The organism is Lysinibacillus sp. ACHW1.5 (genome assembly GCF_022014815.1).
Taxonomy (GTDB): Bacteria; Bacillota; Bacilli; order Bacillales_A; family Planococcaceae; genus Lysinibacillus; species Lysinibacillus capsici.
Map to the genome: position 1 here is coordinate 3,214,253 of NZ_CP091777.1, position 24,320 is coordinate 3,238,572.

Genomic DNA, 24,320 nt, shown 5'->3' on the forward strand with positions numbered 1-24,320 from the left:
TGTGTATCTTTACATGTAAACACAGTCTTTTTACGACAACTATAACAGTAAATGACTATGTCTTTATAAAATTCCATCCCGATCAACTCCTCAAATTTACACCTATTTCTTTCCTTTTTTCATCTAAATTATTCTTTAAAAAGAAATAAGTAAGGATGATGAGTGCCATCATGTTTGTCCTCTCCTTACTAATAAAAGCGATTCAAATCCTTACTATTAAGGGATTTGAATCGCTTTTTCTGTTAGTCCAATTTTCTATTTGAACCTTAAGGAGAATATAAAATCTTGGTATTGCCATACTTATTCAAAAATGACCAATAAAAAAGCAATTCAAGGTAATGGTATGATATCCTATAGACTTTGATATCGTACACAATTCCTTGAACCGCCTTAAATTATTTAGACTCTACATTTTCATCAGGAGAGTAATTATATTGAGAAGGATCAACTGGCGTATAACCTGTTGGCGTATAGAATCTCAATAGGTCACCATTCACGACTCTATCAGATAACGCCAATTTATGATCTACTTCATTTTTAATCGTCTTTGCTTCCTCTAATTGACTGTCGTCTAATGGTAAGCCTGTTTTATTATCATAATATTTTTCATTAATTGAATAAATCGTAGGGCTGACAAAATCGCCATTTCTAAATGGTACAATTTCATCATGCTCTTCTGATAATAAGTCTGAACCAAATTGAACAAATTGTTGTGAATCAATTCCTAGTAAATGCAATAACGTTGGCAGTAGGTCTGTTTGGCCACCATAGCTATGGTTGGTCCCACCTTGTATGCCTGGAACATGTATAAATAATGGTACACGTTGTAAATTAGCACTTTCATATGGTGTAATCTCTTTTCCAATGACTTGTTCCATCGCTTTATTATGATTATCAGAAATACCATAATGGTCACCATAAAGAACAATCATTGAATGATCATATAATCCTGATTCCTTTAATTGCTGGAAGACCTGTTGAATTGCTTCGTCTGCATAACGAGCTGTTTGGAAATAATTATCAACGCTTGCATCTCCCGTATTGGCTTTATCAATTGTCACTAAATCTTGATTCATTTTATATGGATAGTGATTCCCTACCGTAATTAATTTTGTATAAAAAGGTTGTGGTAAGGAGCTTAAAAGACTTTGAGATTGTTCAAAGAATGGTTTATCTAACAAACCATATTCAGCCATGTCCTCGGAAGTCCCTGTGTTATAGTAACTAGCATCGAAGAATTTGTCGAAGCCAAATGATTTATAAATTACATTTCTATTCCAGAAGCTTCCGTTATTACCATGGAATACAGCTGATGTATAACCATAATCTTTTAAAATACTAGGAGCTGCCTGATACGTATTTTGTGCTTTTGTAATATAAGCAGATCCTTGTGGTAATCCAAATAAAGAATTTTCAAGCATAAATTCTGCATCAGACGTTTTCCCTTGACCTGTTTGATGGAAGAAATTATCAAAATACAATGTATTCTTATCTTTTGCTAATGAATTTAAAAATGGTGTTACTTCTTCACCATTTAATTTATAGTCGATTAAAAAGTTTTGGAATGATTCTAAATGTAAATAGATAACGTTCATTCCCTTTGCTGCACCGAAATATTGGGCATTTGGTTTGGCATAGTTTGACTTTGTATAGTTAATTACTTCAGTAATATCACTACTATCCGCCAAAGCTCTCTGAGAAGAGGCTTTCATCGTTTCAACTGAGTCATAAATCGTATAGTTATACATCCCTAGATATTTCACAATATAGTTTCTATCAAAACCTCGCGTTAATAGTTGAGGACGATTAGTTTCAGCTAGTCCTAAATTAAGGATTGATACCGCTAATGCAAAGGCAATGATTGCCATTCCTTTTTTATAGCCAAAACGTTTGGTATCTTTTTGGATTTTTTTAGAGAATCGTAGATAAAACATAACCATTACATCCACAAAGAACAAGATATCATAAGGCTTTAATAAAGAAAGAACACTACCACCTAAATCTCCAAAATTCTGCGTTTGAGAAAGTGTAGGTAATGTAATGAAATCACTAAAGAATCGGTAATAAACAATATTGGCATATAAAACAATAGACATTAAAGTGTAGACAACAACGAGTGATGTGTATTTTCTTTTACCCTTAAATAAAAATGAAAATCCTAGAAATAGCATTGCTGAGCCTAGTGGATTTATTAGTAAAAGGAATTGTTGTATGACTCCTTCTACACCTAAGTCAAATTGTGATAGTTGAGAGATGTATGTTTTAATCCATAACATTAATACTGCTACTATATAAATTCCTAAAAAGTTTTGTAATAGGTTATCTTTTTTATTTGCTAGATTTTTCATTTTTGCACCTACCTTTTACTGATTAAATTAAAATCTAGTTATATATGAACTTAACTGATAAGTACTGTATGGCACGTTAAAAAATGTTACGTTACAATAGCTTTTTTCGCGACCAATGTATAGTACTCCCCATTTAAACTTCTGTCAAGTTGTTAGCTATTCTTCATATAAATATTTCTAATTAACCTAAATATTGTCCAAAAAATACCCAGTAAACATTAGTGTTTAACTAAAATTTACTGGATATTATAAGCCATAAGTAAATGCCTTCATGAAATCTGCCTCGCAATTTTTCTCATTTGGGCATCAAAAAATCTTCCATTCTAATGAATTGGAAGATAATCTGGTATGCTATTCACTTTTAGCTGATAAACAATTGGATTTTATTGCACCATTTTTCTAGCATATATATATTTCTACAGTGTCTCTCATTCTATTTAAACGTTTCTTTATTTATTTGAGCACCTACTGAATCTTTCAATGATGAAGAAAGACCTCTTCTGATTAGATTGGCAGAAACAGGCGCTCTCCCCATTTCCCTTGCCCAAATTGATAATTGTCCTATATGGTGAATTTCATGTGCAATGGTATGACGAATGACTTCACCCCATGTATGCGTCTCCATACTACCATCGGCTAATGGATTATGAAGTATTCGCTCTTCCATACTATCATCCCATTGCTTTACAAAGCTTTCGACGTCTAAATGAAATGCAGCTTCCAATTTACGAACCTTTTCCAAGCTATTATATTCATCAAAGCTCTCCTGAAAGTCTGTTTTCCCCTGTAAAAGACGAATCCAACTCCATTCAACATCAATGATATGGAAAAGTGTGTGTAATATACTGCCCATTCCTCCAGTTCGGTTTTGCAAAAGTTCTTCTTCAGTCAACTCTTCACACCAACGAAACCAACCTTCCCGAACTAGCCAATTATATTTAAAAAATGTTTGCAAAAAAGCACCTCCGTAGTTGTTGAAAAAATATTATAACTCACTATTTCTTCATATAAAGTGAGGATCCCTTCTTTGCTCTTTTCAGATATCCAAATAAGCACTACAAGTAACATAAGAATAACAAGATTCCTAATCTAAATTTCTAGTAATTACCATTTCTGGTTACTCTTATGAATTTTTCTATAAACGTAATCTGCATTATCTAGGTTTTTCCAGCTACTAATAAAATTTAGTATTAGCATAAAAATTCCAAATAAAATAAATGCCACCATATATTTACCTATGAAAAATACAACAAATATTGCAACCAAAAGTAATATCATTAAAATTATTACGAGGATTTGTAATTTCCCCTTTTTCTTCTCATCCATCTGTTCAACCTCCCATCAGAGCGCCAATACTTTTCTTAAATGTTTTCTTTGGTTTATTTTAACATAAAAATTCATTTTTTCTAAAAAATCAATTATTTTATGTAAAAGCCAAACATCAGAAATTTCCTACCAAATTTACCTTACATAGTCTTGGGGTAATCTGAAATTTTAAGGATGAAATAGAAATAAACAAGGGATATTTTATTGGATAAGATAAATAATATCTTGAGGAGGTGTCGACATGAAACGAGACAAAAAAAATACAGAATTTGCAACAGACGAGCCAACAAAACAATCATTTGCTAGTGGAGCAGACCCAAAAAAACCTAATGGGCGCAAAGAATATACGGAAGCCCCACGCCCACAACGTGAAGAAGACCTTATTATGGATGAGAAAAAAGGTAAGTCAACTTCATTATAATGTAAGAAAAGTTAGTATTTTTGACCACTCTATTAGAGGTGGTCTTTTTTCATTTTCTCCACATCATGTAACCCTATTTAAAGATTGAGACCACCCATCATGGAGTGGTCTTTCTACTATTATTAAATACAGATTATTTTAATTAACTTATCTCATCGCCAGTATATTATATATTAAAACAAAAAAGTAAATTTATGTTTTTTAACCTAATTTTAACCTTTTATTGATAATCTATAGTTGTTTCAACAATTAAATTACTAGGAGGAATAATTATGACAGTAGCAGTAAAAAATTTTAGTAGTATTATGAATCAAATGAGAGATGCTTATACGGGAGAGCAAACCAAAGAATTTTCTTTAGCAGCGTTCATTGGACTTCAAGCTCCTTCATTATCAGACGCACCTGATGAATTACAAAAACTAACACAAGAATATCAGGAGAACGTTAATAATTTTTATGTGCAAGAAGAATTAGACTTAAAAGAAAATGTTAAGCAATTAGAAATTGATAAAAATCAAACAACTTTTTTTGAAAATATGCGTAAGAAAAAAGAGGAAGCTTTAAAAAAATCGGAAGACATGATCAATAAATACTACGATTCATTGATAGATTTTGGTGAAGAGCATCCTTCAGCCCAAACACTAATACTTACTATTGCTGATAAAGTCGGTGCCTTTATACAAGATATTATGGATAAAGTTTTAAATGTTTTTGTTACCGTTGTGGAAACTGTAAAAAATGCAATAAGTGCTGCTATTAATTTCATTTCCTCTACTTTTAATTCAATTGTTAGCACTACGAAAAATTTCTTTTCTAGTTTATTTTAAAAACATTCTTAGCAGGACTGTCTATGGGCAATCTTGTTTTACATTCAATACACTTTACAAGAAACAGATCAAAGAGCTAGTGCTCACTTTGATAAGCTTTTTAATAAAAGGATTGATTTGGACAAATTATGGGGAAATTTTAAGGCTATTCATATTAATGCATAAAAACAAAAAGCCTTACAGCCGTTATGGCTGTAAGGCTTTGCTTGACGTCCCAGGAGGGATTCGAACCCCCGACCGTACGCTTAGAAGGCGTATGCTCTATCCAGCTGAGCTACTGAGACAACAACGTTTCTATGATTTTAGGGATTCGGTCAAATTACGTTCTTAGACCGAAAGTATCTTTAAAATATATTATAACATATTTAAGATTCTCGTGGCATCATACCGACACTAAGAACCACAAGGGATTGAATGCTTTTCCATACTTATTACGATTTTCTTTACTAGGGAGTATCATATATTTACCAACTTGGTTCGAAACCTAAAAATATTATCTAATATCACTGTAAAAATTTGTTGATATTAACTTCAATTTCTTTAATTAATTCGTTAATAACTATGTTATTATTACTACTTCGAGCAATCATTATTAAAAATGAACGTGTTCCATTTAAATAGTTAGCTAAATCTTCAAAATCTGAAAAATTAAATCCTGATAAATTTAATTTTGTCAGTACATGCTTTTTCTTAGTATTATTACAGATATATAGACATGTATTTAATTTAGCTCGCTTTTTTCGTGTTAAATTAATTTTATCTGTAATACGAAATCCATTTAAGTTCAAACTTCCAATAGAAAATTTTGTTTTACGATTATTTACATAGAAATTAGATTCATTTAAAATCTTTTTTATAGTTTTGATAAAAAAAGGAGCATGTATTACTTTTCTATCACTTGAAAAAATCATGTCATCTGCATACCTTGAATATCTTATACCGAATTTTTCACAATATCTAGCTATTCTTATATCAGTAAATCTAAAAACTATGTTAGATAAGGAAGGAGAGGTAACCGCCCCTTGTGGCAATTTGTTATCTACTGTAGTTAGCTTAACTATATTATCTATTATTTCTTTACTTATTTTTGACGAATTAGTATGTACATGTTTTTCTAATGTTCGTTCAATATGAAATGATTTTATACTACTAAAAAAGTCTTTTAAATCTAATTTCAAATAATAAATATTTTTGTAATTTTTATAAACATGTGTATATAAAAAATCAATATATGAACGTCCTTTTACAAATCCGAAGGCATTTTCAGATATAGGTATATCATCTAAAAAATTCATTAAAATATTCTTTTGTAATATATATAACTCTGAACTATCATCTATACAATATATTTCTCTATGCCCTTTTGTTTTAGGTATTTTAACAATATTATAATTTTCCTCTATATTTGAGTCAGTGACCTTTTTTACGTCTTCGTATTTCATTTCAAAAACTTCTTTAAAAAAAGATTTTCCAGAGTAAATATTCATACTTCTCCTCCACTTAAGTACCTCTCCCAGCCTCGCAACGCGTTTTAAGCGTAGGCCCCTTACTTTTTCCTAATTCTAATCCGGAAATGACCACTAATAGTGTTTTTTCATTAGCCACTATAATCCTAAGTGCTTCTCGACAAACTCAGGGGAACTTCAATAAGTTCCATTTATCTACTTAATAAATACTCTCTATTAAAGAAATTATATGAAACAACTCTGGAAAATCAGCTTTAATTCTCTCTCTAATTTCAATTTTTGTCAAATTTTCTTTTTTTATAACTTCTTTAAAATAATATGTAATGAATTCGTTTACCCACCCACTTGTTTTACCTTGCATTAAAGCCTCAATAGATTCAACTATTGGAGTAACAGCAATATTCTCTTTCATTTTACTAATCTTTTTCTTACTAAAAATCTCCAAATTATCGAATTTTCCTTTTTGAATCAACCTAGCAATGGTAAGTTGTATTGCTATTGGAAGATTATTATTAAAACAATTATCTATCTCTTGTTCTTTCTTTTGAGATTTTTTATATTTTTCTCGCAACCACTCAATATAATAGCTTAAACTATTTTCGTTAATTAAAACTCCTTCAATAGTAGTTGAGTTTGGATATACATTATAATTTTTACAATACTCTTTGATTAATTCATGCAGCTTATTATGGTAACTATTACCAGACGGTACTCCCCAAACATCACTATAATAAAATGATGTCTTATTAGTCATATTTTCGATTCGTTTCCTTAAATTTAATGTTTTGTTTCTTTGCTTCCCCCAAGATAACCTCTCTTGTTTCGCTATAACTTTATTTCTTAAGGGATTTATTGCTTTATCACCATCTATTATAACAATTTTATTAATTTGCTTTTCATATTTATATATTTTATCCATATCTAATAACGTTAAAAAAGGTATAGAAATATCTGTATGTAGTGGGTGAAGTAGCCTAAGTTTCTGTATATCACTATCGAAGCTATACACACTTACTTTCTTTAAAATTTCAAAGCTATCCCTTAATTCTGGTGAATTAAATAATTGAATTTCAGTTGCTCCCTCAACAAAAACAATCATTTTTTCAAAAAAATAACTAGTTTCTTTTTCAGACAACAAATGCTTTCCTTTTTCTTCAATCATCATATTTAACGGATATATTTCAGAATAATTCCTTTCAAATTTAAACTGGTATACTTTTATTGCTTCACAATTAACAAATAAATTTTTTAATAACCTAGAAGAGTGTGTGGCAATAAACATAGTTACTCTGTCGTTATTCTCATAAATTAATTCGCTAATTCTATCAATATATCCCGTATGTAGACTTATTTCTGGTTCATCTAAAATTATTATTGGAAATTTTAATTTAACAGTAGGCACCCAATTAATTAATTCCATATAAAGTTTGATATAATTATATGAATTTAACCCATCAGAATAATAATTCAGTTCTTTATTTAAAAAACTTATTTGTTCACCACCTAATAAATGCTTGTACAAATTATCATTGTTATATGATTTTTTTACTTCTAAATTGTTTTTCTTTAAAATTCCTTCTATTTCTTTTAAATAGTTTGATTCCTTGTTTTTTAATTCGGGCATATAATCAGATATTATTTTTGAAAGTTCTTCTTGTTTCTTTTTAGTCAAATGCCCAATCTGAGCAATTAATTTCCAAATATCTTTCCAGTCAGTTAATTCTATTTCTCTTGCTCTTAAAATATATAGGGGAAACAGGTTTATTATTAATTTCCTATCTGCTTTTTCTTTAATATTACATTTAATTCTACCACTTTTATACACTTCTAATTTTACTGTCAAAATACCCCTTTCACTATAAGTATTTAATAAAGAAAATATTTTCGAGAAATAGTTGAAATTATCACTATCTATATCTAATCTACTAATTTGGTTACGTACAATTTTCTTTAGTAATCCTATATCATATGTTATAGACAAACTCATTTTTTCTATGTAAGGATTATTTTTATCCCTATATTCATCCCATAACAATGTACCATTCTCTAAGTATAGGTAAAATGCTTCCATTAACTTTATGAAATTACTTTTTCCTGCACCGTTTTCTCCTAAAATAACGTTAAGTTTATCAGCAGTTAACCTTAATTTTTTATAAGATTTCACATTTACAAATTCTACCGCTTGAATCACACTTTTCATTCCTTTTACAACAAATTTATATTACATAAATCTAATATTTGCCACTGAAACTTACATTAATATATTACCAAATAAATACAAACAACTCATCTATTAATTAGGGAACGCAAGGGAACAAAAAGTAATATTATACCCACCCCGTGCCGAATGTTTCGTTTAGTACTCTTTTTACACTTAGTAACGCTCATTTGATACGGGAGAAAATTTCACAAATTTTTTCGAGTTACCTACATATTAATCCACTTTTTTATTAGCCACGTTCCCTCTCTATGCCTAATCAAATAAACTTACTTTTATATTTCATTATCATGTTATTACTTCTTTTATCAAATCTTATAATTCGTATAGAAATGAATAGAGGAGGTTAATTGTTTTATGTTTTTGACCGCGAAAAAGGTAGCAGAATTATTCAATGTAACAGAACTCACCGTCTATAGGTGGGCAAAAAGCGGAAAAGTACCAAGCTTTAATGTTGGTGGAGTTATTCGCTTTGATTACGATGAAATTATGGAATATATACGTAAGGGAGTAGACGAAAAATGACGTACACAGTTGAAAAAGTAAGCCGAATTCTAAGTAGATTAAACATGGGATTTACTACGAGTGCTGCTAAACGATTAGCAGAAAGTAAATTGAAAAGAGTAGAACGTCCTAACAACTACTATAACACCAGCTTTAATTACCTAGTAGACGTACAAAGCTTAGAGAAGTATTTAATTAACGAATGCAAGTTAGATGCTAGCTTAGTTCATTCGGTAATATATGGAGGGAATCATTAATGTTGCGAGTTGAATTAGCTGAAAAGATTATAGAGTATTTAGGTTTTAGTTGTTCCATGATACATAGAGCTATTAACGCTAACGTGTTAGAAACTGTTTCAGATGATAGGGTATTCAGTGATTATAAATATGCTATTACTAGGAGTTCATTCCATAATTATCTCTATAAACTTGGATTAAGTGAAAGGGAAATTGATAGCATAATGGCATCTTTTTAGCAGATAATTCGCCCTCTTTTTTTAAAGGGAGGGCATTTTAATTTTCATTCATATAAATTTTTTGTTAACAAAATAGCCCTTTTCGGTACTAAAAGTGTGAGAAAGTTATTCTCGTATTTTAAAGGAGGAATTATATTATGACTGATTACTTTTTACACCCTAATTGGGAAAGTAAAACAGCTATTAAATATGACTCTAATGGGAAGATATTGGATAAATTATTTTTGGTTTCTGAAAATGATAAAGAAAAGGAAAGGAAGCAGCGCGAAGCATATAAAAAAAAGCTTGGATGGAGTTTAACAAATGAAACAGGACGACTAGAGCATCACATTGGTTGTTTTCAAGAGAATATTAGGGCTCTCATCTCAAATCTATCATTAACAGAATGCGGCATTTTAATTACACTATTAGCGAAAATGTTGTTAGGAAAAGATGGTATCCTAACTAATGCAAATAAGCCTATGACAGTTACCGATATTCAATCTTATATCGGTAAAGGGCGAACAAAAACATCGCAATACCTTAATAAATTTTCTACATTAGGTATTTTAGAACCAATACCTAAAGGTAGAACAAAAAGCTACCGTGTAAATCCTCAATACCACATTTTGGGTAAACATCCTAAAAGCCATACGAACTTACACTTCGTTAAGCTTTATAAAAACAAACTTAATGAATTAATAGATATCTTAAAGTTAAACGAACTTGGCTTCATATATAAAGCCTTGTCTCTATGTCATTATAACGAGTTCTATCTTGTACACAATCCTAATGAACCAGACACAAGAAACTTAAAATTCATCAATCGAATTGAACTTGGTGAAATTATGAATGAGAATGTCGACAATATAACTAAGATTGTTAAATCCCTAGGTGAAAAAGGTGTTTGTTATCAAACTCCTAAAGTGGTTTCATATAGAATACACCCGCACATTGTACGTCCGTTAGGAAGCATACCTAATCAACGAATCATAGACATTTGTAATGAATTCGAAGCTCATAAAAAAGAAGCTTTACGTAGAAAAACTAGTAAATTAGCACTTTACTAGAATACGGTAAATACTGAACATATCGCCAGAAATATGGTGACAGCTTTGCTGTCACCGAGTCAGCGTAGCTGACTCAATACTGTTTTTATCATTCTAAAATTTTATTTAGTAAAGTTGGTTTTTATTAAGATAACTGTAGTAAAAATATTTTAGAGATTCCGCAATCTAGTTTATAGATACTCTCTCAAATCCTTTGCTACTTCTTCTACACCCAAATCCAAATATTGCGTTGTAACTGCTAAATCTGAATGTCCTAGTGCCTTACTAATAAGTCTATACTAGCACCCTTCTCATACAAATTCTTCGCGTATGCCCTTCTAATTGCGTGTGCATTAATATTCTCTAATCCAAATCGCTTTGAATACTTTGTTAGCTGCTTTGATATTGCGTTATTAGTGGATTTAGTATTTAGTGTCGTTCCTTTAGTTGAAATAAAAAGATTACTATTCTTTTCGCCATAATGATTGCGTATCTTATCGTTGTACTGAATTAGCACTTTGTATATGCTCATTAACAGTTCGTCAATTGGCAGCTTTAACAATTGATGATTTTTCAATATGGAACCTTCTAATACGAGCGTTTTATTCTCCCAGTCAATATTCTGCTCTCTTAATTGACCTAGCGTATTAATCCGAACCCCCGTTTTATACATTGTAAGAATGGCGGCTACATCTCTTAAACCTATAAAGGTATTCTTATCAATCAATGATACAAGTATGGCAATATCATTGGGCTTAGCACCCTTTTTAACCTTCTTATCGACCTTTACATTAACTGATTGCCAATAATTCAAGCTTAACCATCCATTATTAAAGCACTTCCCTAAAAATGATTTCAGCACTTTTAAGCGTGTTAGCTTTGTTTGATTCACTACTTCCATACTATTGAGCCACCAATATATCGTATCGACTGTAATATCCTCCAAATACTTTACATCCGCGCTCTTAGCAAAATTCATTAGTACCGTTTCATAATCTTTAATTGTTCGAGGACGATAACCGCTTGCTTCCATTTGATTAATTACCGTTCTTAAAGCCTCTGTAAAAGGTTTATACCGCGCGGTTGTCAGTTGCACTCCTTTATTAACTTTTGTCAGTTCAGTTGAGCGGAACGTAAAATCAACATCAAACAATCCAGACTTTTTAGTCATAAAAAAATCCTCCATTCAATCGAATTGGAAGATACTTGCGTTCATTTAGATAACGTAATTGTGGGTACAAAAAAAGGGATTCTATGTCAGTGACCGAAGCCCCGACCGAATCCCTAGTTTCTCACAAATCCAATTGTATCAATGGTTTGTGACTAATTTTTAGACGTCCCAGGAGGGATTCGAACCCCCGACCGACGGCTTAGAAGGCTGTGGTTATAGGTTTTCTAGCTTTTATACATTTATATAAATCTTGCAATTACAGCCTATTTATCAATCCATCTACTATGTTCCTATTATTCTTTCTTCCTATTTATCTGTTTTTATATTTATTTGGGCACCTCGTGGGCACCAGTTAAAATCCATACTGACAACACCTACCAGTATTGATACAATTTTATTGTATTGCCAACAAGCTATAAGGAAGGAGGAAATGTACTTGAATATACAAGAACAAATTAGAGATTTATTAAAGCCAGCTGGTAAACAAGTTATTTCGTTTGTTGAAGAAGATATAGATATTTTGTCAACTCATATTGAGGATGATGAACAGATAATATCTGCAACAACAGGTTCAAAAAAGTTAACGTACTTTTTATTCTTATTGACTACTAAAAGATTGCTTACATTGGAAAAAGATAAAAAAGGAAAAACGTTTGTTTCTTATGATGTAAATGCAATTAGTAACTTAGTCGTTAACAGAAAAATATTTGCTGTAGAAGTTGATTTCACCTATTTAAAGAATGAGATTAAACTCAAACTAACTAATGATAATGCAACAAAACCTTTCGCGAATGAGCTTGAAAATATCTTTGGCATTCCAGAAAAAACAATACCTAAAAAGAAAGAAAAGGAACCTAAAGCAATCAAGCTAAACATGAACATCTTAAATGGAAAAGAACAATTGAAAGATCGTGGTTTTAGTTATGTTCTTAGACAAACTAAGCATGGATATGTAGACATTCTGATTGACAACAAAGAACCTGAAACTTTTAAGTTAGTAAGATGGGAACGCGTTGAAAATATTCAGAAAAGCGCTCTTGATATAGCAGGTTGGACAGTAATCGGCAGTAAATTTGGGAATGCTGGAGCGATTGCAGGAGCTATGGGGGCTAATATCGGAAAGGATAAATCCGTAGCAACCCTCTTCTTGAAGCGTGAAAACGGAGAAAAAATACCTTTAGTCATTAAGTGTGATAAGAAGGATCTTGAAAAACTTTCATTATTAATTGTTGCTGAAGAGGAAGAGACTACACAAGCAGCTCCCCCTTCTACAACATCGTCAATTCCAACGGATGAATTGATCAAATTGAAAGAACTAATGGATGCTGGTATTTTAACACAGGAAGAATTTGATGCAAAGAAGAAACAGCTTTTAGGTATCTAAACTTTAAGACCACTCAATCAAGAGTGGTTTTTTATATAAAACTATTCATAGCCTCTTTGGTTTCAATCGAATATGTTTCGTCTTCATGGATAATTGGTTCGTTGCGATCTATCCTAATTTCACTTTCTGGGCCACGATTCATATCCTCTTCAATCAATCGTTTCACATACTTGCTGAAATTACGTGCTTTGCCTGTCAATGGGTTAATCTGTTCTGCGTGATTTAATAGTGCAAGGTCGTGTTCGTCTTTGGTATTAAAGCTGACAGGTTTGTTCTTCCTACCTTCATTACTCATCCAAATGCCCCCTTCGCTATTGCATAAAATCCAACAGCATTTGAAAAGACAGGATGTAAAGTTGTCACCCCATTTCCACGATGTATTGTTGGATTAATGATTTCTGCATTAATGTAATGTTCTATTATATATGGTGCTATTCCTTCTGTAATACCTCCACAAATCAAGATTTTGTCATTTTTATTCCATTTCAATTTTGTTGTATTGCGTATGATCCCCCTAGCTATCTTTTGTACATCGTCTTTATTGGATACTGTTTCAACCCCAAAATTAAATGTGGTGCTTGCGTTATTAACATGCTTTCTATCGATAATCGTTGCCGCATTAACAGTTCCACTTCCAACGTCAATTACTCGGATAATCCCATCACTAGGTTGCGCCCAGAATGCCCCACTACCTTCAGGAGCTACGGCCACTCTTTCTATAGATACTTTTCTTATCTTCCCATTAACCTTTATTTCATGATTACCTTTCAACATAGCAATAATTGAGTCTTTTTCAGCTTGTTTATGACGTTTAATTGGCTGTCCTGTTACAAAGTTTACTTGTTCAATATGCGGGCAGTATCGACTTAAATAACGATGTATTGCAAGTAGGACTCTTATTTTGGTATCCTCATGAGCCTTACTATCTCCATATCTAGTTCCATCCCCGAATTCATCCTCAAACTGTGCGATTGTTCCGGCAAACCCTTTACGGCCAGCAATTTCAAACTCCATGTCATCAGGACCAAACGATTCTTCAACATCACGTTCAAACCAATCACAAATATTCGTTTTAAATGAGTCAACTCCAAACGGTCCAACTACCTTCGCTTTGTGATTCCCTGCATCGATACCCAAAATTATTTTATTCAATCCAATCCCCTTTCTTTTTTTGTATTACAAATGTAGTACATTCTATAACTCAACGACTTGGATTATTACAATTGTAATAAATATTTTTCGGGTAGTTCTTTTCCATTTTCCTGTTACGTATACCTACATTAAGCCTAGGAATCGATTAAAGTTAGGATTAATTCCTAGGGATAAGTTACGAACAGGTATGGGGAGGAGGAAAATTTTTCGATGGGGAGTAGGAGAATCACTCGCTCAGATAAAAAAGTTGATGTGAAGCCCACTATCTCGGAAAGCCTAAAAACTACTTTGTATCGCTTTGCTGAAATTTGTGATGAACCTGTTAAAGATGTAGCAGAAAGGTTATGTAATACTGGAGCTGTATCGGAGATTATCGTTGAAGAAATAAGGAAGTGGTTCCGAAGAGATTATCGTTGGAAGAACACAATCACTTTAGGTTACCCAGAAAGACCGAAATTAAGGATCACTGTTCATGCTGATAAAGGCAAAGTAACAATCAAATTTAAACGGAGAGACTACGACCAATTAAGTGTGTTAGCATTTGCGCTTGATATTACACCTACCACCACTGCTGCAGTTTTAATTCGTGTGACACTAGGCAACAGGAAATTCATGCAATGGTATTTGTCAACCTATTTATTGCATTTAGACCAATTGAAGATACGTCAGATTTATCGCTTACTCAAATTATAAAAAGGAGATGACTTATGGACATCATTGACTTTGTAGGCTATACGTTTAGTGGTGGTATCATAGTCGTGTGGGTTGCTGAAAAGGTTGATCGTGTGGTTAAAATTGTGAAGTTGATGTTCGGTGAATCGATTGACGAGGCTATTACTGTGGTAATGAAGGTCATTCCTAATAAAAAGAAAGAACATGATGAACTAGAGGTTTAGTTCACTAAAAACCAGATGCTAAAATGAGCACCTGGTTTCTTTAATTCTTCAAATATCTAAATATCAACTCTTCAGTATGGGTTTTCAGGGCTTGATTAGCATACTGATGCACTTCATCTTCTCCAGGCGTTCGTATTGTCACCTCGCTAAAATGCTCACTTATTTTCACCCATCTTACTACCTCAATCTTTTGTTTAGCTAAAAAACGCTTTTTGTTGTAATAATCGTTTCGTATATCCTTTAAAAGTGAATCTACTATGTTGAGATATACCTTGGACATTTTGAGACTCCCTAACACATCATAATCACGCTGTAATGATTTGATTGCCATATCTAATTTTATATACTCATAAAGCACTTGGCGATCTTCTCTATTAATCATCACTGTCTACTAATAAAGCTCTTTGAATTTTATCGAATGTAATTCGCTTTATTGAAAAGTCAGTGTCTAACAGCAACTCTTTTTTATAAACGTCAGTACCAGTGACCCTGCCTACCTCATCATGCAACTTATTTTGTTCCCATAATGTCAATCTCACAAGCTTTTGCATCTTAAAAGCACGCTGGATGGTTTGTTCTATTTCTTCAAGCTCCCATTCGGTCAACTCACGCTTTTTATCGTAAAATTGTTCTTGCTTCCATTCTCGGATTTTCACCAGATGTTCTGGCAGCATCATAGCTGTCCACTTCATGTTCCCACGGTCTCTCAGCATCCCAAACAACCTCCACTAATAATCCAAATTCGAAACACTCAAAATGTCTAAAAAATGCACTTTATGGACATCCATGTGTTTATCCTGAATGTGGATCATCTTTGTGTTTGGGTCCATTTTTGTTACCTTTCCTTCTAATGACCCCGACTTATTGTAAACAGCAAACATCCGAAACTTACAATCTTCTAGTGCTTCACTTAAACTGTAGCCAAGCTCCTCAAGGTCAAACTCGTCGCGTTCAGGGTGTTTAGATGGTTGTTTTGGTTTTTCAGCAACCTTTTTAGATGGATCCTTTTTCTTTGACTTTGCCATATTCATTCCTCCTAATAAGAACATTTGTTTGTACTTATTATAGAACTAATGTTCTATTTTTGGCAATGAAAATAATTATCTATTTTCATTCCAGTTACTTAGAAACTATGGTAAATTATGATATAATGCCTACCAAAAGGAGTTTTTTAAATGCCTTGGAAGTCGAGACCAGCTATTCTTAATAATATTCCTGGTAACATTGATAATATTTTAGCAATTGATGAGAACGGAATACCAAGTTTAAAAGATTTACTGCAGCCTAAAAATGATTTACTGCAATGGTTTACAATTACAGGTGTTGTTTTTACTAGAGAAGGTTTTAAAACATTTATTGACGATATTACAAAATTAAAAAATAAATACTGGAACAATGGGTGTTTTAATAAGAAAAAGGTTGTATTTCACTCCCGAGATATTCGAAAAAAGACAGGTGCCTTTAATCCTAAGTTAATTAATTATGAACATTTTCTTGAAGACTTAAAAGTTTTAATAAGTGATAGTGATTACAGTATATACAGTTCTTCAATTGATAAATTTTCCCATGTTAGGTCTTATATCAATCCCTATCCAGTTTACGATTTATGCCTTGAATTTTTACTAGAACGATATTGTTATGAATTAAATTCTGGAAATAAAAACGGTATTATAGTAGTAGAATCAAGAGGAGAGAAGGAAAATAAATTACTTCTTGATACAGCTTTAAAGTTAATTACTTATGGTAATCGATATCATGATTCATCTTTTTTCTCAAACATAAAAGGAATTTACTTTAACCCAAAACGTACAAAAGATAAAAAATTATCATACCCACAACTTGAGTTAGCAGATCTCGTTTCTTTTCCCATACATTCATATGTGAAAAATGACTATAAAAGTGATGAATTTTCAGCAATTGAGTCTAAATTATATAATTATCCAAACTATCAGGGGTATGGCATGAAATTATTCCCTAATAAATAATAGGAGTGAAAATAACATGACATTAATGAATAACACACAAAAACTAGACGAATGGACACAAGAGAAAAAAGTTTTAGTCAATACTTATAATGGTAACCCAGAGTCATATAAGGAAATGACAATTAACAGAGGTGATATTTATTTGTGTAAAATTGGAGAAAATATCGGAGAAGAGCAAAACAATGATAGACCTGTAATCGTTTTATCAAAAACATTTTATAATAATGTCAGCACTCAAATTACAGTTGCTCCTTTATCTACTACCATCAGATACAAAACAGTAAGAGGAAAGCGTATTCCTAGGATTAAAACACAATTTATATTAAAAAAAAGCGATTATCCTTTTTTAACAGAGGATTCTTGTATTAAATGTGAACAAATAAGAAGTTTAAGTAAGGTTAGGTTGGCCCCTCATAAATTAGGCACTGTGGATCAGGAAGCCTTAAATAAAATTATGGTACGTGTAAAAGATTTGTTTGACATTTAAAATTAACGCAAGTATAATAAGTTTGCATTAATAATTTGCTTATCAAGTCATAAGCAACCTACACAGTATGGTTTGAGGTTATCTCAAACGCACATCTTGTGATGTGTTTGTGTTTCTTCTTGAGGCCTCTTGTCAGGCCTTTTTATTTTGGAACAAAATAGACCAAGGTAGAGGTTTAGCTGTTTTGGTCATTAAAAAAATGCCCAGGCTCAAATTAATGAGTACCTGGGCTTTTAAGAAACAAAAAAGTATACATAATATGCCAAATGTGGTACAGTAAATTTACTTAAATTAATTTAATTTTAACTTTGACACAGGAAGCACCTGGGGATAAGTCATCTTTATGATGGCTTTATCCTCAGGTGCTTTTTCATTTGAAAGGAGGTGAAAGGAATGCTAGGATTTATGAAATTATCAGTCTTAGCTTTGATCTTTATCGTGGTATCTGCATTAGGATTAATTTACCTATTTAACAATTCCATTAGTTTTAGAAAGACCAGATATTATGATTCTCGATTAAAGTTATACTGGGCCGGTGCTATTGTAATTACTGTTGGATTAACATTTCTTCTTACTCATTAAAAACAAATGCCCGATAAAACAATACTATCGGGCATACCTTTCTTTCATCTTGTTAAAAAACCTATTCCATATTATCGTTGAGAAATAATAATTTTCAAACCTTCAAAATCACCACTTGTCATAGTACCTGAATCAAATTTCTCAAGCCAAGACTTATCAATCTTGCCTTTATCTACAGCCTGTTTAATGTAATCACGCACAGCATTTTCAGTTGTTGGGTTTGTAAATCTCATTGTTTCATCATCCTTTTCTTGTGATTTATCTTTAACAATTAGTTGTACTTTCAGCTTACTATTAGACGGCACAATAACTTGCCCTTCTAACTTGTACCCTTTTGGCATTGTCCAATTTGAAGGAATTTCAAAATGAGGTGCATCATACTTTCCAGCTTCCCAATACCCACCCCATTCAATGCCTAGCTTTTTAGCAATTACCCCTACTTTCGAAAGCGTAGAAATGTCATATAGGTTTCTTGGCGGTGCTACAGCAATATCCCAAGCTCTACGAGATGTATGATTGCTGTTACGCGTCCATGTAACTTTTTGACCTGGTCGTGATCTTCCTTGTTCATAAAGGTAATTTTGACGAGCTTGGCTGCGGAATGTTTCTGTGATGAAAATAAAATCTATACCTGCCTTGTAGCATTCTTGAAAGAGTAGTCGGCACGCTGTTTGTGCTGTAGCTGTTAATTCGCTTAGATCACGGCAAGTTGTTGTTATACTCGTCATTTCACATCATCCTTTGTTTTTCCATATTCTAATGCTTGTTCACTGTCCCCTGTACCTGGAGTAGTTGGATCAACAACCACACCAATCAGCACAAAAAAAGCGAGCACAGTGTTAAATAACTCTGTAACTCGCTCATTATAAATTGTTGTGTCGTAGCCGAATAACGCACCGATTTGTTGCACTAACAGTAGTAGTAAAGCAAATGCTCCCACTAAGAATGGTTTGTGTTTTAATCGTACTTTCCAGTTGATTTTCATTGTAGGTTCCTCCTATAACATTTTATTTGCCGCAAAAATTATTCCTATTGCTCCAGTAATGACACCAGTAACAATTCCACCAATAATCAGTCGAACAATCCAAGTCGTATTGGATTTAATTGCAGTTAAATCATCTTTCATATCCTTGATGTTATTTTCTGCAATAGAGATTCGAACCTCATGAGCATTTACTTTTTCTTTCAACATATTGTGTTCAGTTACACTTACATACGATGATCCTTCCATATCATCACCAATCCTTTGCCCTAAAATTAAAGCTATGAGAAGCATCGAGATTCAGTAACATGTACTGTTGCCCATCTCAATTGCTCTCATAGCTAAAAAACATAAAAAATAACACTGATCGGTACAGTGCATTACTTTACTTAGGTATTAATGATACAATATAATAAGCACTCTCAGCTGAGAGTGCTTATACCAAGCTATATATACTCCAATTTCACATCAGATTCATCAATGTTTAAACCATTAGCTACTAATTCAACTAAAACAATGTCAGTTGTGTCATAAGTCTTTTCATTGATGAAATGATTAGTTATTTCTTTATTTTTAATTTCATTTTTATTGAGATCAAAAATTTTCACATCATCAATTACCACATAATATTCATGGTCTTCATTATCATATTCTCTTTTAACAAAGATTTTTGCAGACTCGGTTTTCATATCATCATCCTCCCTTCGTATATATAATTCGACAAAAGGTAATGATTTCCTTCTTTGATAGACAAATTACTTAGTTATTTGAGCCTATTTTTTCAACTCGTACTTCAATGCATCAATCTCACGCCTCATTTTGCTAATAAAAGTAGGCTTATCATTATCAAACACGACCTCAACCTTACGCTTTCCGTACTCACAAATCACTTTAGCTGCGGTAATTCGGGTATCCATGGTCACACACCAACCTTTATCTCGGACCGTCACCATATCGCCTACACTATAATCTTCATCATATATAAGTCTTGATGTAGTCAATATCTGGCCACCTAAGTAAACCTCTTGGGCATGTTCGGCCAGCTTTTCGTTACCTCGCTTGACTAGTCCAGCATTAGTAGTTAAATCACGTGCATCAACAAACATTTCATATCGATCTTTTCCAACAGCTTCACCGATTTGAACTATTTTTCTATAGATGCCCTCACCCTGCCCTGCAACGATAGCAAAATTTTTATATTCCAGATCACTTTCGGTGTATTCGAGTGATTCAATCGTTTCAAATTCTGTTGAAAAAATGGCTTGAGGCAATCCGACTTGATTAGCTACTAGATTGCGCCCTTCATTTATCACGAATACGAACTGTTTATTATGCAAATCAAGTTCTATATTCCAACCTAATCCATGAAGCTCTGATAGTTCTTTGAGCTTTTCATTTAATGGGTCGTAACGTGCTTTTTCTTCAATTTCTGGACCTCGATTTTGATTATCCGCTAGCACAAGGTTAGGGAATACACGGTTAGGATCAACTGGATTAATCATTTGCGTGTCAACAAAATGCCGCATGACTGTTTCTACATCACCAGTAACCTCTTCATGCGCTTTTTCAGGTGCTGGGTAAATTAAACGTTGAGAGGTAAAGGTTTTAAGTGATAAAGCTTTAACTCGCCAACTCTCTGTTTGTTTGCCGTTTTCATCAAGTTCGATTTCACGATAGCGAATAATATAGGCTTGGTCCAATCGGTTATACGGAAAGATGATGTTACCCTTTGTCAGCTTATCCGCATGCTGTAGGTAACGATTAATCTGAAGTTCTAGCTCTCCTATATCAGACCAGGAGATGCCTATTTGTGCCGATGAGTATCGATCTACTTCGCCTAGTAAGTTAAAATCATCATCAATAACTCTTAGTGGGATGTTCTGCAATGTGATCACCTTCTTTTGCATAATAAAAAGCACCCTACGATGAGAGTGCCTTACTTTATCTTAATTGAACTGTTTTTAGATTTTTGCTCCAACAAATTCAATATTTCATCTAATACAGCCATATTGAACGAAGCATGTGGAACAAACGGTGCAATTGTACTTAAGTTGGGTTCATAATAATCATATGAATCAATCGTAATACCACCGAATTGCCTTAAATGATTCATATCAACTATATCATTTGAAAAATCCGAAACAATTTGGTTAAAAACCATATTTCTTGTTTCAGCATTTTCAAATCTATAAGATTTACTCTCACTTACTTTTCCATCTGCATAATCTAAATTGATTTGATATTCTACATACATTTTTCTCACCATCCTCTTGTCTATAATAATTCGACAAAAGGGTTTATTTACCTTTGAATTCAGACAAAAAAATAACGCTAGCTTTATGCTGCGTCTACGTAATCAATACCTGTTATAGTTTCATACTGATCGACAGTAATCATTGCTGCTTTTACAAAAATCTTTAAACTCTCGTCATTGTAAGATGGATGTTTTGTGTCATAATATCTTTTTACAGTTGCATACCACATTATAAATTACCTCCCTTTTTCAGCATGGCTACTTCCATAAGCAGCTCGCCTTGCGTTTTTTCAAGTTCTACAATCCGCACCTTATCTGCTGCATTCTCTAACAAAGCAACACCTAACGCTTCATTTATTTGAGCATACTTTTCATCTTCAGTAGGTGGGAAATCTGCGTACTCATAATACATTTCTTTAGTACTTTTGTTTACAAAAAGCGTAGCATTTTTACCGTTATCCTCTCTTACTGGTAAGGATTCTACCAATAATCCAGTTTGATTTAATTCCTCTTCCGTTTTACCAAGTCCATAAGTTTCATCAAATGGCATATTATGCACACCGTCAACTCTATAAATACTACCTTGAATAAGAGCTAAATCACTTAGATAAATCATATGCTATTGCCCTCCTTCTATTATTTTGTACATTGGTTTCTCTAAAAAAATCATCCCATTTGAGCCTTGATAAGTCGCTCCTAAAGTTTTTCCGTCTCTTGCTGGCCTTACCATTGTAACCCCTGGTGCTACTGCCCAAGTTTTAGCAGATGAACCTAAAAAATCAAACGTGTTTTCATTAAAAGCGTGTGACTTTTTAGCATCAAAGTACACTAAGTTGTTAGCATACCTATTAAATGCTGCATTTGAAAACTGTGGATAAACTTGCGCTTTATTATCACTAATTGTCCTTTCATTGATAACACTACCATCTATAGAGTTAAATTTCGTAAAACGTAAATAATAGTACCCTGCGATACTGTATTCCAATACTGGATTACCATTAGAATCTAATGCCCATAGCATATAGTTAGGGTCATTTGCGTCTACTTTCTTCCATGCAGTCTTTTCCCAGATTAACTCTAAGTCAAAGTTTAATTTTCTAACGGCATAAACAGTGTTAATTATATATATGCATTTATTTATAGGGTCAACTAGCATATCAGAAATTTGTTGACTTGTAGGTGATGTATATTTCTTGATCATAACCCCATCTGCTAAGTTTACCTTATATACAACATGCGCTGAGTGCATAAATATATGTCCTTCATTGTCTATAGAAACTTTACCTGACCTACTAAAGTTTTTATTAACTACATTTTCTACCGTTTTTAAATATAGCTGAGTTTTACCACCGTTAATATATCTAGCGAGCGCACCACTAGCAGAAGTGTATACATCTTGGTCATCATCCGAAACATACATATCATAAACATTAGGTAAATTAATACCACTCATAGTTACCGTAAAATCATCAAGATTATATAATGTTGCTTGCCCAACTTGGGCATTACCTATTGTTGTTACTGCTAATTTCGTGCCAATAGCTACCGTAGAAAGATAGTAGTTACGAGTATAAGATTCTGTAATATCCACCACTTCTGTTAACCCTTTAAATATTTTGTTATAATCAAAGTCGTCACCACCCCCATCACCCTGTAAGATAAAATTTCCAGTCGCACTATTGTAACGCACAGTATAAATACTTTTAGCTGCTAAAGCCCCTGCTTTTAACTGCTCACCTTTGGCATTTAAAACTGGTACAGCGCCTAAATTATTAACATTTAATGTTACTGGACCAGTATTAGCTAGTGAGTTAGCAAATGATACAGCAAATCCTAATGGTAAAGAAGATAGTATATGATCCAATGTTATAACCTTATCATTTTCATTTGTAGCTACAGCAAAATGAACATGACTTGTAAAATCATCTGCATGGGTTGTTAGCGTGTCATTTACCTGTTTAACTGCTCTAGGTGTAACTGCTTCAGTGGTTGATTCACTACTTACAGAATCAACTATTTTTACATGTCCAGGTGTCGAAGTAGTTGCTGCATTGTTTTCATGAGCCTCAAAATCTTGTTCTAACGTTGTAATTTTAGCAGCTAATGTAGCTGCTACATCACCATCTAAAATATTTTGAATCGATGCAAACCAAGCGTCAAAATTCGCTTTTTCCTGTGCTTGCCAAGCATCAAAATTTGCCATCTCCTGCAACTGCCACGCAATTACTTCTGCTTCCACTCCACCTTTTATCGAATTAAACCAAAGATCCCATTGTTGTTGGAACACACTAGTAGGTACGCTAATGAGTGAATAAACAATGCCACATAGATCCTCATCCATCCGTTCATCCACGAGATTTAGCTGTTCTAGTGAAGCTGTATTTGCCATTATCCTAATTTGTGCCAACGATATTTCATATACGTAATTGTCGCGTTGCAAAGTAGGAGCAACTGGGTTTTCAGCTGACACACCTTCTTTTACAAACAGCCTAATGTATCGTGCATTGTTCCGTTTATCCAATCTCAAAACAATACGGTCAATTCGATCTACATCTGGTTCTGGTAAACCATGTGTTAAAAAAAGTGGCGTTGTATTTTTGTATTGGTACCCCTGCATTAATGCTTTACCCGGTTCTATAATTGTCTGCATGGTACCAGGGTTTACCTTTACTAAAAGATTGGGTGTTCCGTCTTTGTGCAATAGTCCACTAGACAGTACATCTCCAAAATAATCAGCAAAATCACTAGCATAATGCCAACGCTCATCTCCTGGTGCACTATTAAAAAACTTAAATATTTCAGCCACTGTCATTC

Annotated in this window: 30 protein-coding genes and 1 tRNA gene; 10 read left to right on the top strand and 21 right to left on the bottom strand. The window is 32.9% G+C overall.

What is annotated here, in order from left to right; genetic code table 11:
* Window positions 1–395: 395 nt before the first annotated feature.
* From L6W14_RS16005 to L6W14_RS16015, 3 genes are all read right to left on the bottom strand, one after another.
* Window positions 396–2,348 carry a lipoteichoic acid synthase gene (locus L6W14_RS16005; RefSeq protein WP_131520451.1) on the bottom strand — a complete coding sequence of 651 codons (1,953 nt, stop codon included), beginning with the start codon at window positions 2,346–2,348 and terminating at the stop codon, window positions 396–398.
* A gap of 433 nt (window positions 2,349–2,781) precedes the next feature.
* Window positions 2,782–3,303 carry a DinB family protein gene (locus L6W14_RS16010; protein WP_131520450.1) on the bottom strand — a complete coding sequence of 174 codons (522 nt, stop codon included), beginning with the start codon at window positions 3,301–3,303 and terminating at the stop codon, window positions 2,782–2,784.
* 149 nt (window positions 3,304–3,452) lie between these two features.
* Window positions 3,453–3,674, bottom strand: a complete 222-nt coding sequence (locus tag L6W14_RS16015; protein WP_237898323.1) for a hypothetical protein — start codon at window positions 3,672–3,674, stop codon at window positions 3,453–3,455.
* A 241-nt stretch (window positions 3,675–3,915) separates the two neighbouring features.
* Here L6W14_RS16015 and L6W14_RS16020 point away from each other — a divergent pair, with 241 nt between their 5' ends.
* Entirely contained in the window at window positions 3,916–4,095 is a 180-nt protein-coding gene (locus L6W14_RS16020; RefSeq protein ID WP_048393711.1) for a hypothetical protein, read from the top strand.
* A 272-nt stretch (window positions 4,096–4,367) separates the two neighbouring features.
* Window positions 4,368–4,922, top strand: coding sequence for a hypothetical protein (locus L6W14_RS16025; RefSeq protein WP_131520448.1), 555 nt, complete (start codon window positions 4,368–4,370; stop codon window positions 4,920–4,922).
* A gap of 210 nt (window positions 4,923–5,132) precedes the next feature.
* Here L6W14_RS16025 and L6W14_RS16030 read toward each other — a convergent pair.
* The 3 genes from L6W14_RS16030 to L6W14_RS16040 form a co-directional block, all read right to left on the bottom strand.
* Window positions 5,133–5,206, bottom strand: a tRNA-Arg gene (locus L6W14_RS16030).
* Between the two features lie 219 nt (window positions 5,207–5,425).
* Window positions 5,426–6,409: a reverse transcriptase family protein gene (locus tag L6W14_RS16035; protein ID WP_237898324.1), complete on the bottom strand. Its 984-nt coding sequence runs from the start codon at window positions 6,407–6,409 to the stop codon at window positions 5,426–5,428.
* Window positions 6,410–6,587: 178 nt separating this feature from the next.
* The gene (locus L6W14_RS16040; RefSeq protein WP_237898325.1) at window positions 6,588–8,579 is read right to left on the bottom strand and encodes a retron Eco8 family effector endonuclease; all 1,992 of its coding nucleotides are present in this window, start codon (window positions 8,577–8,579) and stop codon (window positions 6,588–6,590) included.
* A gap of 384 nt (window positions 8,580–8,963) precedes the next feature.
* On the opposite strand from L6W14_RS16040, the gene L6W14_RS16045 reads away from it, so the two are divergent.
* The 3 genes from L6W14_RS16045 (at window position 8,964) to L6W14_RS16055 (ending at window position 10,634) form a co-directional block, all read left to right on the top strand.
* A complete protein-coding gene (locus L6W14_RS16045) occupies window positions 8,964–9,131 on the top strand; it encodes a helix-turn-helix domain-containing protein (RefSeq protein ID WP_237898326.1) in 168 nt (55 codons plus the stop codon).
* Window positions 9,128–9,367, top strand: coding sequence for a hypothetical protein (locus L6W14_RS16050; protein WP_237898327.1), 240 nt, complete (start codon window positions 9,128–9,130; stop codon window positions 9,365–9,367). The genes L6W14_RS16045 and L6W14_RS16050 overlap by 4 nt, the downstream gene beginning before the upstream one ends.
* A 355-nt stretch (window positions 9,368–9,722) precedes the next feature.
* The gene (locus L6W14_RS16055; RefSeq protein WP_237898328.1) at window positions 9,723–10,634 is read left to right on the top strand and encodes a helix-turn-helix domain-containing protein; all 912 of its coding nucleotides are present in this window, start codon (window positions 9,723–9,725) and stop codon (window positions 10,632–10,634) included.
* A gap of 253 nt (window positions 10,635–10,887) precedes the next feature.
* Here L6W14_RS16055 and L6W14_RS16060 read toward each other — a convergent pair whose 3' ends face one another.
* Window positions 10,888–11,784 carry a tyrosine-type recombinase/integrase gene (locus L6W14_RS16060; RefSeq protein ID WP_237898329.1) on the bottom strand — a complete coding sequence of 299 codons (897 nt, stop codon included), beginning with the start codon at window positions 11,782–11,784 and terminating at the stop codon, window positions 10,888–10,890.
* Window positions 11,785–12,220: 436 nt separating this feature from the next.
* On the opposite strand from L6W14_RS16060, the gene L6W14_RS16065 reads away from it, so the two are divergent.
* Window positions 12,221–13,168 carry an SHOCT domain-containing protein gene (locus L6W14_RS16065; RefSeq protein WP_237898330.1) on the top strand — a complete coding sequence of 316 codons (948 nt, stop codon included), beginning with the start codon at window positions 12,221–12,223 and terminating at the stop codon, window positions 13,166–13,168.
* 31 nt (window positions 13,169–13,199) lie between these two features.
* Here L6W14_RS16065 and L6W14_RS16070 read toward each other — a convergent pair whose 3' ends face one another.
* Entirely contained in the window at window positions 13,200–13,463 is a 264-nt protein-coding gene (locus L6W14_RS16070) for a hypothetical protein (RefSeq protein WP_237898331.1), read from the bottom strand.
* Entirely contained in the window at window positions 13,460–14,320 is an 861-nt protein-coding gene (locus tag L6W14_RS16075; RefSeq protein ID WP_237898332.1) for a ParM/StbA family protein, read from the bottom strand. Before L6W14_RS16075 ends, L6W14_RS16070 begins: the two co-directional genes overlap by 4 nt.
* A 210-nt stretch (window positions 14,321–14,530) precedes the next feature.
* On the opposite strand from L6W14_RS16075, the gene L6W14_RS16080 reads away from it, so the two are divergent.
* The gene (locus L6W14_RS16080; RefSeq protein ID WP_237898333.1) at window positions 14,531–15,013 is read left to right on the top strand and encodes a hypothetical protein; all 483 of its coding nucleotides are present in this window, start codon (window positions 14,531–14,533) and stop codon (window positions 15,011–15,013) included.
* Between the two features lie 14 nt (window positions 15,014–15,027).
* Complete coding sequence (locus L6W14_RS16085; RefSeq protein WP_237898334.1) at window positions 15,028–15,216, top strand: hypothetical protein; 189 nt, start codon at window positions 15,028–15,030, stop codon at window positions 15,214–15,216.
* Between the two features lie 40 nt (window positions 15,217–15,256).
* Here the strand turns inward: L6W14_RS16085 and L6W14_RS16090 are convergent, their stop codons facing one another.
* The 3 genes from L6W14_RS16090 to L6W14_RS16100 are packed head-to-tail and all read right to left on the bottom strand — an operon-like array spanning window position 15,257 to window position 16,241.
* Window positions 15,257–15,598, bottom strand: a complete 342-nt coding sequence (locus L6W14_RS16090) for a YhjD family protein (protein WP_237898335.1) — start codon at window positions 15,596–15,598, stop codon at window positions 15,257–15,259.
* Window positions 15,591–15,929, bottom strand: coding sequence for a YolD-like family protein (locus L6W14_RS16095; protein ID WP_237898336.1), 339 nt, complete (start codon window positions 15,927–15,929; stop codon window positions 15,591–15,593). Before L6W14_RS16095 ends, L6W14_RS16090 begins: the two co-directional genes overlap by 8 nt.
* Window positions 15,930–15,944: 15 nt before the next feature.
* A complete protein-coding gene (locus L6W14_RS16100) occupies window positions 15,945–16,241 on the bottom strand; it encodes a YolD-like family protein (RefSeq protein ID WP_237898337.1) in 297 nt (98 codons plus the stop codon).
* A 150-nt stretch (window positions 16,242–16,391) separates the two neighbouring features.
* Between L6W14_RS16100 and L6W14_RS16105 the strand changes: the two genes are divergently transcribed.
* Together L6W14_RS16105 and L6W14_RS16110 are read left to right on the top strand one after the other, a co-directional pair.
* Complete coding sequence (locus L6W14_RS16105; RefSeq protein ID WP_237898338.1) at window positions 16,392–17,201, top strand: hypothetical protein; 810 nt, start codon at window positions 16,392–16,394, stop codon at window positions 17,199–17,201.
* A gap of 16 nt (window positions 17,202–17,217) precedes the next feature.
* Window positions 17,218–17,688: a type II toxin-antitoxin system PemK/MazF family toxin gene (locus L6W14_RS16110; protein ID WP_237898339.1), complete on the top strand. Its 471-nt coding sequence runs from the start codon at window positions 17,218–17,220 to the stop codon at window positions 17,686–17,688.
* A gap of 653 nt (window positions 17,689–18,341) precedes the next feature.
* Here the strand turns inward: L6W14_RS16110 and L6W14_RS16115 are convergent.
* From L6W14_RS16115 to L6W14_RS16155, 9 genes are all read right to left on the bottom strand, one after another.
* On the bottom strand, window positions 18,342–18,998 hold the full coding sequence (locus L6W14_RS16115) for a M15 family metallopeptidase (protein WP_237898340.1): 657 nt from the start codon (window positions 18,996–18,998) through the stop codon (window positions 18,342–18,344).
* The gene (locus L6W14_RS16120) at window positions 18,995–19,255 is read right to left on the bottom strand and encodes a phage holin (RefSeq protein ID WP_237898341.1); all 261 of its coding nucleotides are present in this window, start codon (window positions 19,253–19,255) and stop codon (window positions 18,995–18,997) included. Before L6W14_RS16120 ends, L6W14_RS16115 begins: the two co-directional genes overlap by 4 nt.
* A gap of 12 nt (window positions 19,256–19,267) precedes the next feature.
* On the bottom strand, window positions 19,268–19,501 hold the full coding sequence (locus L6W14_RS16125; RefSeq protein WP_052125280.1) for a hemolysin XhlA family protein: 234 nt from the start codon (window positions 19,499–19,501) through the stop codon (window positions 19,268–19,270).
* 197 nt (window positions 19,502–19,698) lie between these two features.
* Window positions 19,699–19,941: a hypothetical protein gene (locus tag L6W14_RS16130; RefSeq protein WP_237898342.1), complete on the bottom strand. Its 243-nt coding sequence runs from the start codon at window positions 19,939–19,941 to the stop codon at window positions 19,699–19,701.
* A gap of 84 nt (window positions 19,942–20,025) precedes the next feature.
* Window positions 20,026–21,159 carry a siphovirus ReqiPepy6 Gp37-like family protein gene (locus L6W14_RS16135; protein ID WP_237898343.1) on the bottom strand — a complete coding sequence of 378 codons (1,134 nt, stop codon included), beginning with the start codon at window positions 21,157–21,159 and terminating at the stop codon, window positions 20,026–20,028.
* A 29-nt stretch (window positions 21,160–21,188) separates the two neighbouring features.
* Window positions 21,189–21,506, bottom strand: coding sequence for a hypothetical protein (locus tag L6W14_RS16140; RefSeq protein ID WP_131522654.1), 318 nt, complete (start codon window positions 21,504–21,506; stop codon window positions 21,189–21,191).
* Window positions 21,507–21,589: 83 nt separating this feature from the next.
* Window positions 21,590–21,736: an XkdX family protein gene (locus L6W14_RS16145; RefSeq protein ID WP_131522655.1), complete on the bottom strand. Its 147-nt coding sequence runs from the start codon at window positions 21,734–21,736 to the stop codon at window positions 21,590–21,592.
* Window positions 21,736–22,122: a hypothetical protein gene (locus L6W14_RS16150; protein ID WP_237898344.1), complete on the bottom strand. Its 387-nt coding sequence runs from the start codon at window positions 22,120–22,122 to the stop codon at window positions 21,736–21,738. The genes L6W14_RS16145 and L6W14_RS16150 overlap by 1 nt, the downstream gene beginning before the upstream one ends.
* A gap of 3 nt (window positions 22,123–22,125) precedes the next feature.
* Complete coding sequence (locus L6W14_RS16155) at window positions 22,126–24,312, bottom strand: phage tail protein (RefSeq protein WP_237898345.1); 2,187 nt, start codon at window positions 24,310–24,312, stop codon at window positions 22,126–22,128.
* Window positions 24,313–24,320: the final 8 nt, after the last annotated feature.

Bases quoted from the DNA above. Each gene is read 5' to 3' on its own strand.
- L6W14_RS16005 (WP_131520451.1), bottom strand. From the start codon at position 2,348: ATGAAAAATCTAGCAAATAAAAAAGATAACCTATTACAAAACTTTTTA.
- L6W14_RS16015 (WP_237898323.1), bottom strand. From the start codon at position 3,674: ATGGATGAGAAGAAAAAGGGGAAATTACAAATCCTCGTAATAATTTTA.
- L6W14_RS16020 (WP_048393711.1), top strand. From the start codon at position 3,916: ATGAAACGAGACAAAAAAAATACAGAATTTGCAACAGACGAGCCAACA.
- L6W14_RS16025 (WP_131520448.1), top strand. From the start codon at position 4,368: ATGACAGTAGCAGTAAAAAATTTTAGTAGTATTATGAATCAAATGAGA.
- L6W14_RS16035 (WP_237898324.1), bottom strand. From the start codon at position 6,409: ATGAATATTTACTCTGGAAAATCTTTTTTTAAAGAAGTTTTTGAAATG.
- L6W14_RS16045 (WP_237898326.1), top strand. From the start codon at position 8,964: ATGTTTTTGACCGCGAAAAAGGTAGCAGAATTATTCAATGTAACAGAA.
- L6W14_RS16050 (WP_237898327.1), top strand. From the start codon at position 9,128: ATGACGTACACAGTTGAAAAAGTAAGCCGAATTCTAAGTAGATTAAAC.
- L6W14_RS16055 (WP_237898328.1), top strand. From the start codon at position 9,723: ATGACTGATTACTTTTTACACCCTAATTGGGAAAGTAAAACAGCTATT.
- L6W14_RS16060 (WP_237898329.1), bottom strand. From the start codon at position 11,784: ATGACTAAAAAGTCTGGATTGTTTGATGTTGATTTTACGTTCCGCTCA.
- L6W14_RS16070 (WP_237898331.1), bottom strand. From the start codon at position 13,463: ATGAGTAATGAAGGTAGGAAGAACAAACCTGTCAGCTTTAATACCAAA.
- L6W14_RS16080 (WP_237898333.1), top strand. From the start codon at position 14,531: ATGGGGAGTAGGAGAATCACTCGCTCAGATAAAAAAGTTGATGTGAAG.
- L6W14_RS16085 (WP_237898334.1), top strand. From the start codon at position 15,028: ATGGACATCATTGACTTTGTAGGCTATACGTTTAGTGGTGGTATCATA.
- L6W14_RS16090 (WP_237898335.1), bottom strand. From the start codon at position 15,598: ATGATTAATAGAGAAGATCGCCAAGTGCTTTATGAGTATATAAAATTA.
- L6W14_RS16095 (WP_237898336.1), bottom strand. From the start codon at position 15,929: ATGCTGAGAGACCGTGGGAACATGAAGTGGACAGCTATGATGCTGCCA.
- L6W14_RS16100 (WP_237898337.1), bottom strand. From the start codon at position 16,241: ATGGCAAAGTCAAAGAAAAAGGATCCATCTAAAAAGGTTGCTGAAAAA.
- L6W14_RS16105 (WP_237898338.1), top strand. From the start codon at position 16,392: ATGCCTTGGAAGTCGAGACCAGCTATTCTTAATAATATTCCTGGTAAC.
- L6W14_RS16110 (WP_237898339.1), top strand. From the start codon at position 17,218: ATGACATTAATGAATAACACACAAAAACTAGACGAATGGACACAAGAG.
- L6W14_RS16115 (WP_237898340.1), bottom strand. From the start codon at position 18,998: ATGACGAGTATAACAACAACTTGCCGTGATCTAAGCGAATTAACAGCT.
- L6W14_RS16120 (WP_237898341.1), bottom strand. From the start codon at position 19,255: ATGAAAATCAACTGGAAAGTACGATTAAAACACAAACCATTCTTAGTG.
- L6W14_RS16125 (WP_052125280.1), bottom strand. From the start codon at position 19,501: ATGGAAGGATCATCGTATGTAAGTGTAACTGAACACAATATGTTGAAA.
- L6W14_RS16130 (WP_237898342.1), bottom strand. From the start codon at position 19,941: ATGAAAACCGAGTCTGCAAAAATCTTTGTTAAAAGAGAATATGATAAT.
- L6W14_RS16135 (WP_237898343.1), bottom strand. From the start codon at position 21,159: ATGCAAAAGAAGGTGATCACATTGCAGAACATCCCACTAAGAGTTATT.
- L6W14_RS16140 (WP_131522654.1), bottom strand. From the start codon at position 21,506: ATGTATGTAGAATATCAAATCAATTTAGATTATGCAGATGGAAAAGTA.
- L6W14_RS16145 (WP_131522655.1), bottom strand. From the start codon at position 21,736: ATGTGGTATGCAACTGTAAAAAGATATTATGACACAAAACATCCATCT.
- L6W14_RS16150 (WP_237898344.1), bottom strand. From the start codon at position 22,122: ATGATTTATCTAAGTGATTTAGCTCTTATTCAAGGTAGTATTTATAGA.